We start from the raw sequence: 15,011 nt of genomic DNA, 5'->3' as shown, positions 1-15,011 counted from the left end.
AGAGAATTTAGTAAGGAGAAAGATATATATGAGAACCTAAGGTGGTGCTCTATGTAAGTAACGATTACACAGAAACACCAATTAGACTTAGTACTAAATATATTCGATAGAGTAAATTAAATGCCTAGCTCATCAAATAATGAATCATCAAAATCTTGAGAACTATCCTTTTTACTCTCTGATTTTTGATTACTTCCTGATTTATGCTGCTCAAAAAGATCATCAGCATTAAACTCTTCTTCTTCTTCAAATTCTTCAAGTTGAATAAATTCAGTTTTATCCATTGCCAGCTCAAGATAGAAGATATGATTATTTTCTGTAGTAAAAGTAACGCGACGGGCTTGAGGGCGATCTAAATTAGTATCAACTGATAAGATCACTTGCTTGTTTAGTGAAAGCATCTTTGGTTGGTTTTGTGAGATCGTCGTTTGCAATGTTTTGCGGATCTGGCCTGTAAAGTCACCAACGATTTGGTTCATTAATTCACCAAGAACATCTCCAACTTCATCTGAAGTGTGCAAAATAGCAAGTTCTTCATCTGGCATGCCCATATTACGCATATACTTTGTATACAATTCTAGTGCGGCATCTTTAGTAAAGTTTGTTACTACTAATCCAGAGAAGCCCCCATCAAAGAGAACAAAACACCCAAAATCTGGCTTTAAACTCGTCTTAGTGATTTTTTGAACCATTGCTGAATAGTTCACTGAACTTTGAGTTGCTTTACTCAGTACGCCTGACATTGAACGACAAAGTGTTAATAAAATATCATCAGTAGTGATTGTTTTGCTTTTTCTTATTGCAGGTTTCATAACGTTCTCTATAAAAGTGTTACGGCGATATGAATTACACAAGCAATAAATATGCCACAGAATCAAACCAGAACGGTGCACTGTTACTGGTCTGCGCGGTGTATCAGCCTACTTATTTTTAAATGAGAAACAAGCCTGATAGGTAAAAAGACAAATATTTAGCCGATATAGCATAGGTTAGATGTTTTATCCATTCGAGATGTTGTAAAGTGTGTATAGAACAACATAATGACGCTGAGGATCAGCGATTAAAGGAGCATGGAGCAATGTTACCAGTATTACCATTCCAATCTACTATTGACCCCAAAGTAGTTGGTTATTTAGAAGCATTAAAGAAAACCGATTTTAGTGGTGATATCGAAACAACCTATTCGAGTCGTTTAGCCGTATCAACCGACAACAGTGTTTATCAACAATTGCCACAGGCGGTATTGTTGCCAAGAACCACTAAAGACGTTGAGTGCTTAACCAAATTAGCAAACCAAGAACAGTATAAAAGCATCACATTTTCTCCTCGTGGTGGTGGAACTGGCACAAATGGACAATCATTAACAAAAGGCATTGTGGTCGATTTATCACGCCATATGAATAACGTTCTTGAGATCAATATTGAACAAGGCTGGGCGAGAGTTCAAACCGGTTTAATTAAAGATCAATTAAATGATGCACTGCGACCTCATGGTTTTTTCTTTTCACCTGATTTATCAACCAGTAACCGTGCAACCATTGGTGGAATGATTAATACCGATGCATCGGGGCAAGGTTCACTTAAATATGGAAAAACCTCCGATCACGTATTAGGAATTACAGCCGTACTTGTTAATGGCTCGTATTTGAATACAGAGCTCGCTTATGATGAACAGCCAGATCCTATACAGTCTGTTTTAGATGTTACTGCTGGAGTTTGTCGCCAAAATCGTCAAAAAATAGAAGAGAAGTTCCCTCCATTGAATCGTTTTTTAACGGGATACGACTTAAAAAACGCATTAAATACAGAAACTGATCAATTCGATATAACGCGAGTGTTATGTGGTGCAGAAGGGTCATTAGCCTTTTTAACCGAAGCTAAAGTCAATATCACGCCTATTCCAAAAGCCAGAACCTTAATCAATGTAAAATATGATACGTTTGATGCAGCATTACGAAATGCCCCATTTATGGTTCAAGCTAATGCGCTTTCTGTAGAAACCATCGATTCAAGAGTACTGAATTTTGCAAAGCAAGACATTGTTTGGCATAGCGTTAGTGATTTAATTGCTGATGTTCCAAACAAAGAAATGCTTGGCTTAAATATGGTGGAATTTGCAGGAACAGAGCCAGAAGTGGTTGAACGACAAGTTTCGGATCTTATTGCAAAGTTAGATCAACTTATTGAAACAGAAGCTGCCGGTATTATTGGTTATCAAATAACGCAAGATGTAGCTAGCATTGGTCGTATTTATACGATGCGAAAAAAAGCCGTGGGATTATTAGGTGCAACGAAAGGGGCAGCAAAGCCTGTTGCTTTTGCTGAAGATACCTGTGTGCCACCAGAGAACTTGGCTGATTTTATTCAAGAGTTTAGAGAGTTATTAGATTCACATCAGCTCAACTACGGTATGTTTGGCCACGTTGATGCTGGGGTACTGCATGTACGTCCTGCGTTAGATATGTGCGATCCAAAACAAGAAGCATTAATGCATACCATTTCAGATCAAGTGGTTGCTTTAGTGTCAAAATACGGTGGTTTAATGTGGGGGGAGCACGGTAAAGGCTTCCGTTCAGAGTATGGACCTGAGTTTTTTGGTGAAGAGCTATTTCTAGAGTTACGTCGCGTGAAAAGTGCTTTTGACCCTCACAATAAAATGAATCCGGGAAAAATCTGTACGCCGTTAGACAGTAATGATGAATTGGTTAAAGTAAGTGATACAAAGCGTGGATATTATGACCGCCAAATTCCAATTGAAGTAAGAGATAGCTTTAATCAAGCGATGGAATGTAATGGTAATGGTTTGTGCTTTAATTATGAAACAAGCTCACCAATGTGCCCATCAATGAAAGTAACAGCAGATCGTCGTCACTCTCCAAAAGGGCGAGCAGGGCTTGTTCGTGAATGGCTGCGTCAATTATCAGAACAAGGAATTGATCCTGTTGAGTTAGAGCGAGAACTTCTCACAAAACGCCCATCGATTAAGCAAATTATAGATCGTATTCGAAATCGTATAAATAAAGATAAAGAATACGATTACTCGCATGAAGTGCATGACGCAATGATGGGCTGTTTAGCTTGTAAAGCCTGTGCAAGCCAATGTCCAATTAAAGTGGATGTACCAAGTTTTCGTTCGCGTTTTTTAAATATCTATCACAGCCGTTATCAGCGACCAATGAAAGATTACATGGTAGCGAATATTGAAACTATGTTGCCGCTCATGGCTAAAGTACCCAAAGTGATTAATGGTGTATTAAAACAATCAGTAACTAAAACGTTAACGAAAAAAATAGTAGGCTACGTTGATATGCCTCTATTATCTGTTCCCACGTTAGCTGAACACTGTCAGAAGAAAAATATTTCTCCATTTAACCTAGAAAAATTGAAAGGTATTTCTGAAAAGGAACGTAAGAAGCATGTACTGATTGTTCAAGATCCGTTCACTAGTTATTATGACGCTAGTGTCGTGAGTGATTTTGTTGAACTCATTCAACGCCTAGGATTAAAGCCCGTATTGTTGCCATTTAAACCCAATGGCAAAGCACAGCATGTAAAAGGTTTTTTAAAACAGTTTACAACCACAGCTCAAACAACGAGTGAGTTTTTAAATCAAGTTTCTGAATTAAAAATACCAATGGTTGGCGTAGATCCTGCATTAGTTCTTTGCTATCGGGATGAATACAATGAAATTTTGGCGGATAACCGTGGTGATTTTACAGTTTTGACAGTGCATGAGTGGTTGTATCCTAAACTATCTTCTTTTGATAAAGCGACGGTGTTTGATACAAGGCCCTGGCAATTATTTGCCCATTGTACTGAAAAAACTAAAATGCCAAATGCTGAAAAGGAATGGGGAGAGATATTTACTCATTTTGGATTAACATTAAATACGGTCCCGGTAGGTTGTTGTGGTATGGCTGGTACTTATGGACATGAAGCGGATAAATTAGAGAGCTCAAAAGCAATTTATGATTTAAGTTGGAAAGGTAACTTAGCTAATTTAGATAAAGAGCGCTGTCTGATCACTGGGTACTCATGCCGAAGTCAAGTAAAGCGCTTTGAAGGAGAGCAATTGCAGCATCCTTTACAAGCGATATTGACGAATATTTAAATAGCTTAATTCTGCGTTATTTTGTGATAAAGTAGCGCGGAATTTCCGTGAGTTAGTTCACGTTATTTTGCATATATGTTGATTTTATGTGTAATTTAAAGTTTCTTTATCTTTACGGGTTGGTATGTTGTTGGTGTTACTTTTGTTAGAGTTATATGATAAATGAGCAGTGCTGAGTTAATTAGACGCATTCCACAAATGAATGTGTTGGTTTTTACTGAAAAAAGAGAGCGTAGTACTCAGATCCGTCAGTTTTTTCAAAAAGCAGGCTTTAAGAGTGCTGATTCTTTTAATGTCAGTATGAGAGCTTCAGAATTACCTGTTTATGACTATTATTTTATTGAATACCATTATGCTGATCATGAAGTAATTTGTGAGATAGTTAACCACGCTCGTGAAAAAGCCAAGTTTGGTAAACGTCCTATTTTTATTATCGACATTGATAATGATGACTCACTAGTTGATGACATTAATGCAAGAGAGCTGTTTCCTGATTTTGTTGTTAATAGCCCAATTAATTTTGGTTATATAGATGATTTAATTAAAAAATCATTTAGTTTAACCTTACTTATAGAAAAGTTAGTGGGTGAAGTCAAAGGATCTCAATCCGCTTTTATTCAGCGCGCGCAGACTTATCCTGGTACGTATAAAAATCGAATGTTACTCAATATGACTTTAGAAGAGTTGTATAAAGCGAAAGATTTTTCAACTTTTAAAAAAGTGTATCAGCGTCATGACAAAAGTGAAATAATGCCTCAGAATTTAATGGCGTATTGTCATGTAGTAGAAAAACCAAAGGCAATTCCTGTTCTGGAGCTTTTACTTCGTTCGAAAAAGTACTTATTCAAAGCAAACTTAATGCTTGCTGATATTTATACTGAAGCAAAACAGCTATCTAAAGTCCAAGCTTCTTTAGCAAAGGCGTTTGAACATAATCCAAAAAATGATAATGCTTTCTATTCTTATTTAAAATTTATCATTGAAAATAATGAACCCGCATTAGTACATAATATGGTAATGAAACGTTTTTATCATATAGGTATTAATCCAGCGACATTAAATCGTATGATCATGGATATTGCAGACATTGTTTACAAGTCAAATATGACCTTAAATAAAGATCAGTATCGTCGTTATTTTGGGCAACTTATTATTACGCTAAAAAAACGTATAGCGATGGATAAGCGTGATGAACTACAGGGTTATATTAATATTTTTATTGCTCGTCAATTGTACAAACAAGGTAAGCGTTATAAAGCCAAGGCAATAGCGACTACTTGTTATCACCGCTTTTTATCTGAGCGAAAAGTAGCATCAGATGAGTTCCGTGTTGCTGCTTTTGGTGTATTAGCAATGTCAGGCGAGGTAAAACTGTGTGTTGGTCTATATAAAATATTTGATCAAGCGAACCTAAAAAAGAATGCGCCTCAGTTGTTACAACAAGGTATGACGCATTTTCAAAAATTAAACAAAGTTTACCAATGGCTAAGAGGACAAACGTCTTCAGATGGTAATAAAGCACAGTTGATTAAAATCGGTCAAACGTACCCTTATTCATCAGACTTAAACTACATGCTGCTTACTCTAACGCTAAAAGGTAAAAATTTGATGAAAGATCCTGAAAATATTAAACAATGTTTGACGGTGATTCATCGAATGGAAAGAACAAATAACACAGCAGGGTATGAAAACGTAATGTCATCTGTTGAACAAAATAAGAAAATCTTAATTGATGTTTTGTTGGGTGGTTCATAGATTTAGCTAATTTTTTGCTCAATAGGTTTCATCCATCACAGAGATAGGAAAGAGTGATTTAGCTTTTTCCTAAAAATAGTCCACACTTAAGTTATCAAAACTGATTGATAGCACGTTAGGGGGCTATGATGGAAAATAAAAAAGTAAAACAATACATGAGCGCACGACCTCTTTATTTGACAGCGGATATGTCATTATCAGCGGCTTTGGATCAATTTATTACTTCGCAGCATATTGGCGGCCCTGTTGTAAATGAACAACGTGAAGTGATTGGCTTCATTTCAGAGCAGGATTTGATTAAGTCGCTAATTGGTGTAAGTTACCATTGCCAAGACACGCACGTTGTTGCAGATGTAATGAAAACAGAAGTACTTACGGTTACACCTGAAGATACGATTATTGATTTGGCGCAGACCATGACTGCAAATAAACCTAAAATTTACCCAGTGGTAGAGGAAGGTAAGTTAGTTGGGATAATTACTCGTCGAAATGTACTTCAGGCATTGAGTGAGTCAATTGGACATTGTTTCAAACATCCAGTGTAGAAATTATAGCTATAAAATTTGATATAAATAAAATAAGACACTTCGGTGTCTTTTTTTATATGTGAGTAAATTTATTCTTGACCCTGGAGTTAGCTCTAAGGTCTATAGTTAGTGTAGATAAACTAAACCTAACAGAAAGGATTTTCTCATGTGTACTGCTCATAAAACCACTCATAGCCAAGATCATAAGCATAACCCATCAAGCTCATGCTGTGCTGCACCAAAAATCACTTCGATAAAAGCAGAAAGCGCGGTAGTTGATTGCTGTAGCAGCGTTGATAAAGCAACAGATACGGACTCATGTTGTGGAAGTGATCCTGGGGAGTCGGACCCCCTAGTTGTCACCGCTAAAACATCGAATAACGGTTCGTTATCTCGCAGCTGGCTTATTGCTGATATGGATTGTCCAAGCTGTGCTGCTAAATTGAAAAAGGCCATTCTTGCCATCCCAGAAGTTATTGATGCAAAGGTAATCTTTGCGACAGAGAAACTGACCGTAAGAACAAATAGTGAAGCTGTATTTGCTCAGGTTATTAGCGTAGCTAAGACTACGGGATTTCCCTTGTCCGATATGGGTTCGAAAAGTACATCTGAGATCGAATCTCAGCCATTTTGGAAAAAAAATTTACTGCTATTAATCTTGGTAGCCTTTTTAGTTATTGCAACGGGTATTAATTTAGTCAATAAAGAGCTAGGTACTATCGCATTCACTGTTGCTGGCTTGTTTGGTTTAATTCCTATTGGCCGCAAAGCCATTCGTTTAGCAAAAAATGGTTCCCCATTCTCAATTGAAACGTTAATGACAGTAGCAGCTATTGGTGCTGTGTATTTAGGTGAAACGGTTGAAGCAGCAATGGTTATCTTATTGTTTATGTTAGGTGAACAATTAGAAGGCTACGCATCGGCGAAAGCAAGAAGTGGCGTTAAAGCATTAATGGATTTAGTGCCAGATACTGCATTGCGAATTAATAACGATGGTACAAAAGAAGAAGTACCAGCATCAGAATTAAACGTAGGAGATAAAGTTCAAGTTTCTCCAGGCGATCGTTTAGCCGCAGATGCGATTTTGCTTTCTGAATTCGCTTCTTTTGATGAAAGTGCATTAACTGGTGAGTCAGTTCCTGTAGATAAAAAAGCTAACGACTTATTAATGGCTGGGTCTATTGTTAATGATCGTGTGATTGAAATTCAGATAATATCAGCTCAAGGTGAGAATGCAATTGATCGTATTCTTCACCTAATAGAAGAAGCAGAATCACGCAAAGCCCCATTAGAACGTTTCCTTGATAAATTCAGCCGTTGGTACACACCAGCAATGATGCTACTGTCGCTATTAGTTATCATTATTCCACCGCTGATGTTTGGTCAGTCATGGGATACATGGATTTATCGAGGTTTAGCAATGCTATTGATTGCTTGTCCTTGTGCGTTAGTGATTTCTACGCCAGCAGCGATTACTTCTGGTTTAGCTACAGCGGCAAAACGTGGTGCATTAATTAAAGGGGGCGCTGCATTAGAAGAGCTCGGTCATATTCAAAACATCGCATTTGATAAGACGGGGACGCTAACTCAAGGTAAGCCAGTATTAACTGATATTCGTGTTTTAGTTGAAGCCGAAACTGAAGAAAGTATTTTATTGCAATCAGCAGCGGTTGAAATGGGCTCATCTCATCCATTAGCAAGAGCCGTAGTAATAAAAGCGCAAGAACAAGGGTTAACCGTTATTGAAGCTGATGAGCGTGAGACCGTTGTTGGGAAAGGAATTAAAGGAACTGTTAATGATCAACATATTGAATTGTATGCCCCGCAGCAGTTTGATGGTGAGGTTATTCCTGAAATCGAAAGTCAAATATCGTTTTTAGAGCAACAGGGTAAAACGGTTGTACTTGTACTGATTAATAAGCAGATCTCTGGATTATTAGCGTGGCGTGATGAACTGCGTCCTGATGCAAAAATAGCCGTTGAGAAGTTAGTTAAATTAGGTATAAAACCAATCATGCTTACTGGCGATAACGAACGCGCAGCAAAAGCGATTGCTGAAGAGTTGAATATTGACTATAAAGCGGGTTTATTACCGTCAGACAAAGTGAAATACATTGAGTTGTTAACTGCACGGGCAAAAACGGCAATGGTCGGTGATGGTATTAATGATGCGCCAGCAATGAAAACCGCTTCTATTGGTATTGCGATGGGAGGAGGAACCGATGTTGCTCTGGAAACCGCAGATGCTGCGTTGACTCATAACCGTCTAGAAGAGCTTGCACCAATGGTTGCGCTATCAAAAGCGACATTGAGTAATATTCGTCAGAACATTACGTTAGCACTTGGTTTAAAAGCGGTATTCCTAGTGACTAGTTTATTGGGCATTACCGGTTTATGGGTAGCGGTTCTAGCTGATAGTGGAGCAACAGCACTTGTTACCTTGAATGCACTTCGTTTACTGCGATTTAAAGAGAAATAATATTATTTCGAGATTAATCATGAAATAGGTAAAGCCAACAGCTTTCTGTTGGCTTTTTTATGAATATGCGATTTCAATTAATTCTTGAATGTTTACCTCATCAATTTGTTCAGAGCTTAAAAACTTATCAGCATAGTTTAAGTAAACTTCATCAGTTAAAAATAAGTTAAACAAGGAAGCGTCAATATGTTTATTTTTTGCCATAAAAGCTAATATTTTTAGGGATTCAGATAATGTTTTAGGTGTTTTATAAGGACGATCACTAGCGGTTAATGCTTCAAATATGTCAGCAATAGCCATCATTCTTGCCGTGACAGGTAGCTCTGATGCTGGAATACCATAAGGGTATCCTTTTCCTGACATTTGTTCATGATGGCCACCTGCAATTAGAGGTATATTTTTTAGATGGTCAGGATAGGGCAGCGCTTTGAGCATATTAATAGTTTGAATAATATGATCATTAATTAAAAAACGCTCTTCATTGGTTAGAGTGCCGCGTTGAACTGCGAGATTATATATTTCACCATGATTAAATTTTAATGGGTGCGGTTGTAGATTAAATTGTTCATCTGTTTTTCTGTTTAGATCCCAAGGAATAAGATGGCTACTGTTATTTTGTAAAACCGTTTCAATTGAGGGTGTTTGTTTATCATTATCCGAGAGCAGCTGTGTTTCTTCCCATGATAGCCCTAGTCGTTTATCCAAAGTTCGAGTAAAAGTTCTTGTCGCAAGGTTATGTAAACGATCAACATTGTTATCGTGATAAAACTCATCACCTAGGTTAGATTGAGCAATAAAAGCAAATTCTTCCTCTAATTCTTTTATTGTTCTGAGATAGTTTTCTTGTAAAAAAGTAGCATTTGACTCGCCATCAATAAGGCTTTTTAAATATGTGATCTCAGCGTCTCTTTTGAGCACTTCATAACGAGTCCGTATTTCATGAATACGGTTAGTAAACATGTCTAATTTTGTCGCTTTATCAATAACGTGATCAGCTGTTGTTAATTTTCCACAATCATGGAGCCAAGCAGCGAGGTAGAGTTCTTCCCATTCTTGCTCACTTAAAGCAAAGTCTTTCCATTCGATTTGGTTTTTTTGAGCCGCTTTAGCTAACATAAGAGTCAACTCTGGTACTCGTTGGCAATGATTTGCGGTATGCGATGATTTTGTATCAATGGCGGAAGCAATGGATTGAGTAAAGGCGGTAAATAATGCTTTTTGTTGCTCAAGAAGGTTATGTTTTCGGGTGGAAATAGAAATTATATGAACTAATCGTTCTATAAATGCAAGAGTATCATTGCTCAGGTTATTCTCAGAAGTAACATTTATCTGTAAGCATCCGTTAATTTCATTTCTATCATTAAATAAAATGAAATTATGCTCAATATGTTCATTTTCTACTGTTTTTTTGTAATAAGTTTTATTTTTGTCTTCAATGTTTATTTTGCTAATTCCTTCATAACAAATGAATTCTCCATCTATATTTCTAGTAAATAATTTACTTTTACCATTAGTGATTTTATTAATTTGTTTAACTACAGAAATCCCAAGTTGAAATATGTTATCAGTTCTAGAGATAATTACTATTTGAGAAAGAATATTGTCAGTAGTTAAACTTATTAACTTCATGGAATCGCTAAGTTTTTGTATTTCTTTGATGTTGCTTTTTTTATATTTTTGATTTTTGAATTCAAATCTCATTATTTTATGTGCATTTTCAATGAGATTGTTAATCTTTGATGATAAGTTATATGAAATGTAGACTAAAATAATAAAACAAAAAAATGAATACATAATAATTTGATTAATAAGTGAATCCAGAATTGGTGTTAGATTTTTTAAAATTACGTGGGTAGGAATTAAAGTAATAAATTCAAGATTTGAATTTATAAAAGAGTTTGTTTGAATGTTGTAATCAATTTCATATTTTGATGCCTTACTCTTGTTTTCCAATATAAAAGAGGTAATTTCATTATCATTAAATGGGGTGTTTTTATTTGAATGGTATAAAAAGCTATTATTCATACGGTCATAAATATGAAAGCTAACATCCGTATTATTTAATAACTCCCTGTCAATAGTATTGAACACATTAGTCGTTGATATCTCAATCACTATTTTTTGTTGATTATTTCCATGATTTACTAAGTAACTTAAGTAGATGTGGTTATTTAGATGTAAATAATGATTGTCTTCAGTATATCTCCAGTGAGATTGTAAAAAGGATTGGTCAACAGGATCGATATTTAATAGTTTATCAATGTAGGTTATACGGATACCTTGATCATTTGAATCATATAAAGAAATACTAACTAATGAAGGTACTTGATGAAAATCATTAATTAGATTTTTCCTTAGTTGTGGTGAGGGGTTGTTAAACGTTAAAGTTGGATTTTCTTTTAGTTCCTCTGAGATATCATTAATCTGATTAATTGTGGATTCAATATTTATTCTAATAAGTTTGTAATGTAACTCGATGACATCTTTAACGTGACGTTGAGATAGCTCTGATGAAGACGTCTTAATGACAAAATACAAATGGGTGCACCCAATAATAAATAACCCACCAAATACAATGATCAAGTAGTTTTTTAACGAAAGACTACGCATAGAGTTCACCTTAAAAAGCACTATTTTCTAAAGATAGTATACAAACAGTTCAAAAATACTATTTTATATATTTTAGACTAAAGTTCTACCAATGTTATTTACGATACAACTAGGATAAATAGCATGTAAAAATTCTAATATACAAAGAAAGTGTGATGCCAATCGGTTTCCTTTGTAAGAGTGTATTCTATCAACATTCCTTTCGGGATCTTAGTCACACTAATGTAAGAATCATTTGGGTAAAGTAACTTCATCGAATCAATTATAACTAATTAAATTAACGCGACCCTACAATCGCAAGGAGCTAACCATGACAGCAGCAGTATTCCATTTAGGCGTAACACAGGCAGATCTTCAAGGTGCAGAAATGGCTATCATTCCAGGTGATCCAGCACGTGTTCAGAAAATCGCAGAGCAAATGGAAAACCCTAAATTCTTAGCAAGTCACCGTGAATACACGGTGTATCTAGCTGAACTTGATGGTAAGAAAATTGTAGTATGTTCAACAGGTATTGGTGGTCCATCTACTTCTATTGCAGTTGAAGAGTTAGCACAACTTGGTGTTCGTACTTTCCTACGTGTAGGTACTACAGGTGCAATCCAACCGCATGTAAATGTGGGTGATATGATTGTAACTACTGGTTCTGTTCGTTTAGATGGTGCAAGTCTTCACTTTGCTCCAATGGAATTCCCAGCAGTTGCTGACTTTGATGTTGCAACGGCAATGCGTAAAGCGGTTGTTGACCAAGGTGCAACTGTTCACACAGGTGTTACAGCATCAAGTGATACTTTCTACCCAGGTCAAGAGCGTTACGATACATTCTCTGGCCGTGTTGTTAAGCGTTTCCAAGGCTCTATGCAAGAATGGCAAGACATGGGTGTATTAAACTTTGAAATGGAATCAGCAACATTATTAACAATGTGTGCAAGTTCTGGTTTACGTGCAGGTTGTGTTGCGGGTGTAATCATCAACCGTACTCAAAAAGAAATCCCAGATCACGCGACGCTAAAAGAAACTGAAGCACGTTCAATTAAAGTTGTGATTGAAGCTGCTCGTAATCTTCTATAATAGAAGAGTGTAAAGAAACATAAAAAATGGTTCATCACAGCTTAGCGGGAAATTAAAATAAAACGGTAGAAAGAGATATGGTTTAGCCGTCAAACAGAAATATATGCAAACTACCGTTTTAATGATGAACTTAAAAAATACCGCTAATTTGTAATGAATGAGCGGTATTTTTGATGCATGAAATAATGTATTAAATTATGTTATTGGGATTGACTTTTATTTTAAAAAAATTAAGTAATTGTTTTTGATTTACGGATAATTGAGCTAATTCACTAGCCGCTTGTTGAATTTGGTTTATGGAGGTTACGTTGATATTGACTAAGTCGAATGTTAATACAATGTTTTGAGCAATTGCTTTAGTTACTGATAATTGTTCTTCAGAAGCGGTTGCAACAATGCTATTTATGTCAGAAATAGAAATAACAGATTTTGAAATATCAGAAAAACATGCTTGAACAGAGGTGTTCATTTGAGCAGACTGTGTAATTAACTCAAGGTTATTTGCCATGTATGTATTTGTAGCTTCAGATTTTTTTTGTAATTGAGTAATAATAGCTTGAATGTTTTTAGTTGATTCTTGTGTTTTAGCTGCTAAAGCTCTAACTTCGTCAGCAACAACAGCAAAACCTCTTCCTTGTTCACCAGCTCGAGCAGCTTCAATTGCTGCATTTAAAGCTAATAGATTTGTTTGTTCTGAAATTGAACTAATATTGTCGATTACGCTGCTAATATCCATGGATGAATTTTTAAGCTCATTAACCATAATTGAAGCTTCTCTTACAGAATTAGCAACTTCATTAGTTATATGTGATGATTTTGTTAGGGTGTCATTCCCGATCTCTACATAACGAATTGCTTGCTTTGTTGCTTCGTCGGCATACAGTGCATTTGTATTCATTTCAGAAGCGGTGCTTGATAATTCACTAACTGCAGTAGATACTTCTTCTATTTGATTTAATTCAGATTGTGAATTTTTAGCGGTATCATGAGTAACAGTAGTTAATTCGTCTGCAGAAGATGAAACACTGTTTGAAATAAGATGGGTTTCTTTAATGATGACATTTAATTTTTCAGACAATAATACAACTGATGCATAAATCCCTGTATCTTTATTTGTACTAATTAAGTCTTTTGATAAATTACCTTTCGATATTTCACTAAGAATTTCAGATATATCATTAGGCTCACCACCAATTGGTTTGTAAATTAAGTTCAATATTATTTGATAAATAATCACAATAGAAATTAATAAGGTAATGACTAAAATTGATAAAGATATATAGAGCATATTTTGGCTAGCTTTATTAATATCTTTTGTCCATTCATAACTAACAATTGTCCATGGGCGCGATGTTAATTTATTTTTTATTGCGATTATTTCGTTACCATTTACGGAATAGTTAATTTTATTTGAATTATTAAGCTCTGTAAACATAGGTCGTTCAGTGTAAATGTTTTTACCTATCATAGGTTTATCTTTAGCTGAAAAAATATAGCCATCATTTCTATATGCAAAGATTTGGTTTCGATTGCTTAGCGACTTTATGAAGGTTGATAACTCTGTTAAGGGAAGATTTACGCCAATTGCTGCAATGATTTTATCATTACGGATATAGGGAATGGCAAAAGAAATGATGGTTGCACCATTAGTATTTATATAGGCGTTGGTAATGACTGATTTTTCACCAGAAAATGGTCTTATATACCATTCTCGGTTTAGTTTTTTTGCATTAAAACCAGATAAAAATTTATCATTTAAAAAGGTAGTTCCATCGTTTAAACCAATAAATATATCTTGAACTTTCATTTCTTTCTTGATCTTGTTAAAATAATTAGTTAGCTCGTTATCACTAAGTAATAAATTCTGATTTTCATCAAAAGGCAAATAGATGGAATTAAGAGTGGCAAAATAATTAGATAGTTTGTTTTCTAATGCTTGAGCAATAAGAAAGGATTCTATATTCATTTTTTCTTCATACTGGTGTCGGCTAGATGAATCAAATAGCCTATACCCATTGAAAGTAATTGCAGATGCAACAAATAATAGCAATAGTACGAAAATTGTAAGTAACTTGTTTTTTAAATTCATAATTATAGTTCGTAAGTAATAAGGTCGGGGTTTTATACGGAAATTTACCTTTTTTCATTGTATATTGTTTTCATGTTGCAGGGAATATTATATTTGAGGTTATTAAAGATTGATAGTTGATCTATCCTAGTGGCAGAGCGAGCGAATCAGTTGTTTTTTAGAAAAATAAGTCAAAAAATGTAACTCTGAGCTAAGCTGTATTATTATTCTTACTTTTAATTATCAATTATTGGTTGAATATCAATTGCTTAATTCGTCATTAAATATCTTAATTGGTTAAGAGCCTATATTTAGGTCATAAATGTAATAGAATTGATACCACTTGTGGCTTGTTCTGTAGTTAGTTCCTTTGAGCTAATGTAATAATACTA

Annotated in this window: 8 protein-coding genes; 5 read left to right on the top strand and 3 right to left on the bottom strand. The window is 35.3% G+C overall.

Translation table 11 applies throughout. The annotated features are described in order from the left end of the window. Window positions 1–116 precede the first annotated feature (116 nt). A complete protein-coding gene (locus PVK71_RS10995; RefSeq protein WP_130047906.1) occupies window positions 117–812 on the bottom strand; it encodes a DUF3334 family protein in 696 nt (231 codons plus the stop codon). A 266-nt stretch (window positions 813–1,078) separates the two neighbouring features. Here PVK71_RS10995 and ydiJ point away from each other — a divergent pair, with 266 nt between their 5' ends. The 4 genes from ydiJ to PVK71_RS10975 all read left to right on the top strand — a co-directional run bounded on the left by ydiJ (window position 1,079) and on the right by PVK71_RS10975 (window position 8,872). Continuing rightward, on the top strand, window positions 1,079–4,111 hold the full coding sequence (ydiJ, locus tag PVK71_RS10990; protein ID WP_274418501.1) for a D-2-hydroxyglutarate dehydrogenase YdiJ: 3,033 nt from the start codon (window positions 1,079–1,081) through the stop codon (window positions 4,109–4,111). 162 nt (window positions 4,112–4,273) lie between these two features. Beyond that, window positions 4,274–5,866 (top strand): hypothetical protein, encoded by a 1,593-nt coding sequence (locus PVK71_RS10985; protein WP_274418500.1) that lies wholly within the window; start codon window positions 4,274–4,276, stop codon window positions 5,864–5,866. A 128-nt stretch (window positions 5,867–5,994) separates the two neighbouring features. Continuing rightward, window positions 5,995–6,411: a CBS domain-containing protein gene (locus PVK71_RS10980; protein WP_130045608.1), complete on the top strand. Its 417-nt coding sequence runs from the start codon at window positions 5,995–5,997 to the stop codon at window positions 6,409–6,411. 148 nt (window positions 6,412–6,559) lie between these two features. Beyond that, entirely contained in the window at window positions 6,560–8,872 is a 2,313-nt protein-coding gene (locus tag PVK71_RS10975; RefSeq protein ID WP_274418499.1) for a zinc/cadmium/mercury/lead-transporting ATPase, read from the top strand. A 57-nt stretch (window positions 8,873–8,929) separates the two neighbouring features. On the opposite strand, the gene PVK71_RS10970 is transcribed toward PVK71_RS10975, so the two are convergent. Beyond that, entirely contained in the window at window positions 8,930–11,482 is a 2,553-nt protein-coding gene (locus tag PVK71_RS10970) for an HD-GYP domain-containing protein (protein WP_274418498.1), read from the bottom strand. A 310-nt stretch (window positions 11,483–11,792) separates the two neighbouring features. Here PVK71_RS10970 and udp point away from each other — a divergent pair, with 310 nt between their 5' ends. Further along, window positions 11,793–12,551, top strand: coding sequence for a uridine phosphorylase (gene udp / locus PVK71_RS10965; RefSeq protein WP_060991239.1), 759 nt, complete (start codon window positions 11,793–11,795; stop codon window positions 12,549–12,551). Between the two features lie 190 nt (window positions 12,552–12,741). On the opposite strand, the gene PVK71_RS10960 is transcribed toward udp, so the two are convergent. Beyond that, window positions 12,742–14,517 carry a methyl-accepting chemotaxis protein gene (locus tag PVK71_RS10960; RefSeq protein ID WP_274418494.1) on the bottom strand — a complete coding sequence of 592 codons (1,776 nt, stop codon included), beginning with the start codon at window positions 14,515–14,517 and terminating at the stop codon, window positions 12,742–12,744. Window positions 14,518–15,011: the final 494 nt, after the last annotated feature.

Origin of the sequence: Aliivibrio sp. S4MY1 (assembly GCF_028765545.1) — a bacterium.
GTDB lineage: Bacteria > Pseudomonadota > Gammaproteobacteria > Enterobacterales > Vibrionaceae > Aliivibrio.
This window is presented reverse-complemented; position numbering and strand designations above follow the sequence as displayed.

Excerpts from the sequence above, each read along its gene's own strand:
- PVK71_RS10995 (WP_130047906.1), bottom strand. The coding sequence starts at position 812 with ATGAAACCTGCAATAAGAAAAAGCAAAACAATCACTACTGATGATATT.
- ydiJ (WP_274418501.1), top strand. The coding sequence starts at position 1,079 with ATGTTACCAGTATTACCATTCCAATCTACTATTGACCCCAAAGTAGTT.
- PVK71_RS10985 (WP_274418500.1), top strand. The coding sequence starts at position 4,274 with ATGAGCAGTGCTGAGTTAATTAGACGCATTCCACAAATGAATGTGTTG.
- PVK71_RS10980 (WP_130045608.1), top strand. The coding sequence starts at position 5,995 with ATGGAAAATAAAAAAGTAAAACAATACATGAGCGCACGACCTCTTTAT.
- PVK71_RS10975 (WP_274418499.1), top strand. The coding sequence starts at position 6,560 with ATGTGTACTGCTCATAAAACCACTCATAGCCAAGATCATAAGCATAAC.
- PVK71_RS10970 (WP_274418498.1), bottom strand. The coding sequence starts at position 11,482 with ATGCGTAGTCTTTCGTTAAAAAACTACTTGATCATTGTATTTGGTGGG.
- udp (WP_060991239.1), top strand. The coding sequence starts at position 11,793 with ATGACAGCAGCAGTATTCCATTTAGGCGTAACACAGGCAGATCTTCAA.
- PVK71_RS10960 (WP_274418494.1), bottom strand. The coding sequence starts at position 14,517 with ATGAATATAGAATCCTTTCTTATTGCTCAAGCATTAGAAAACAAACTA.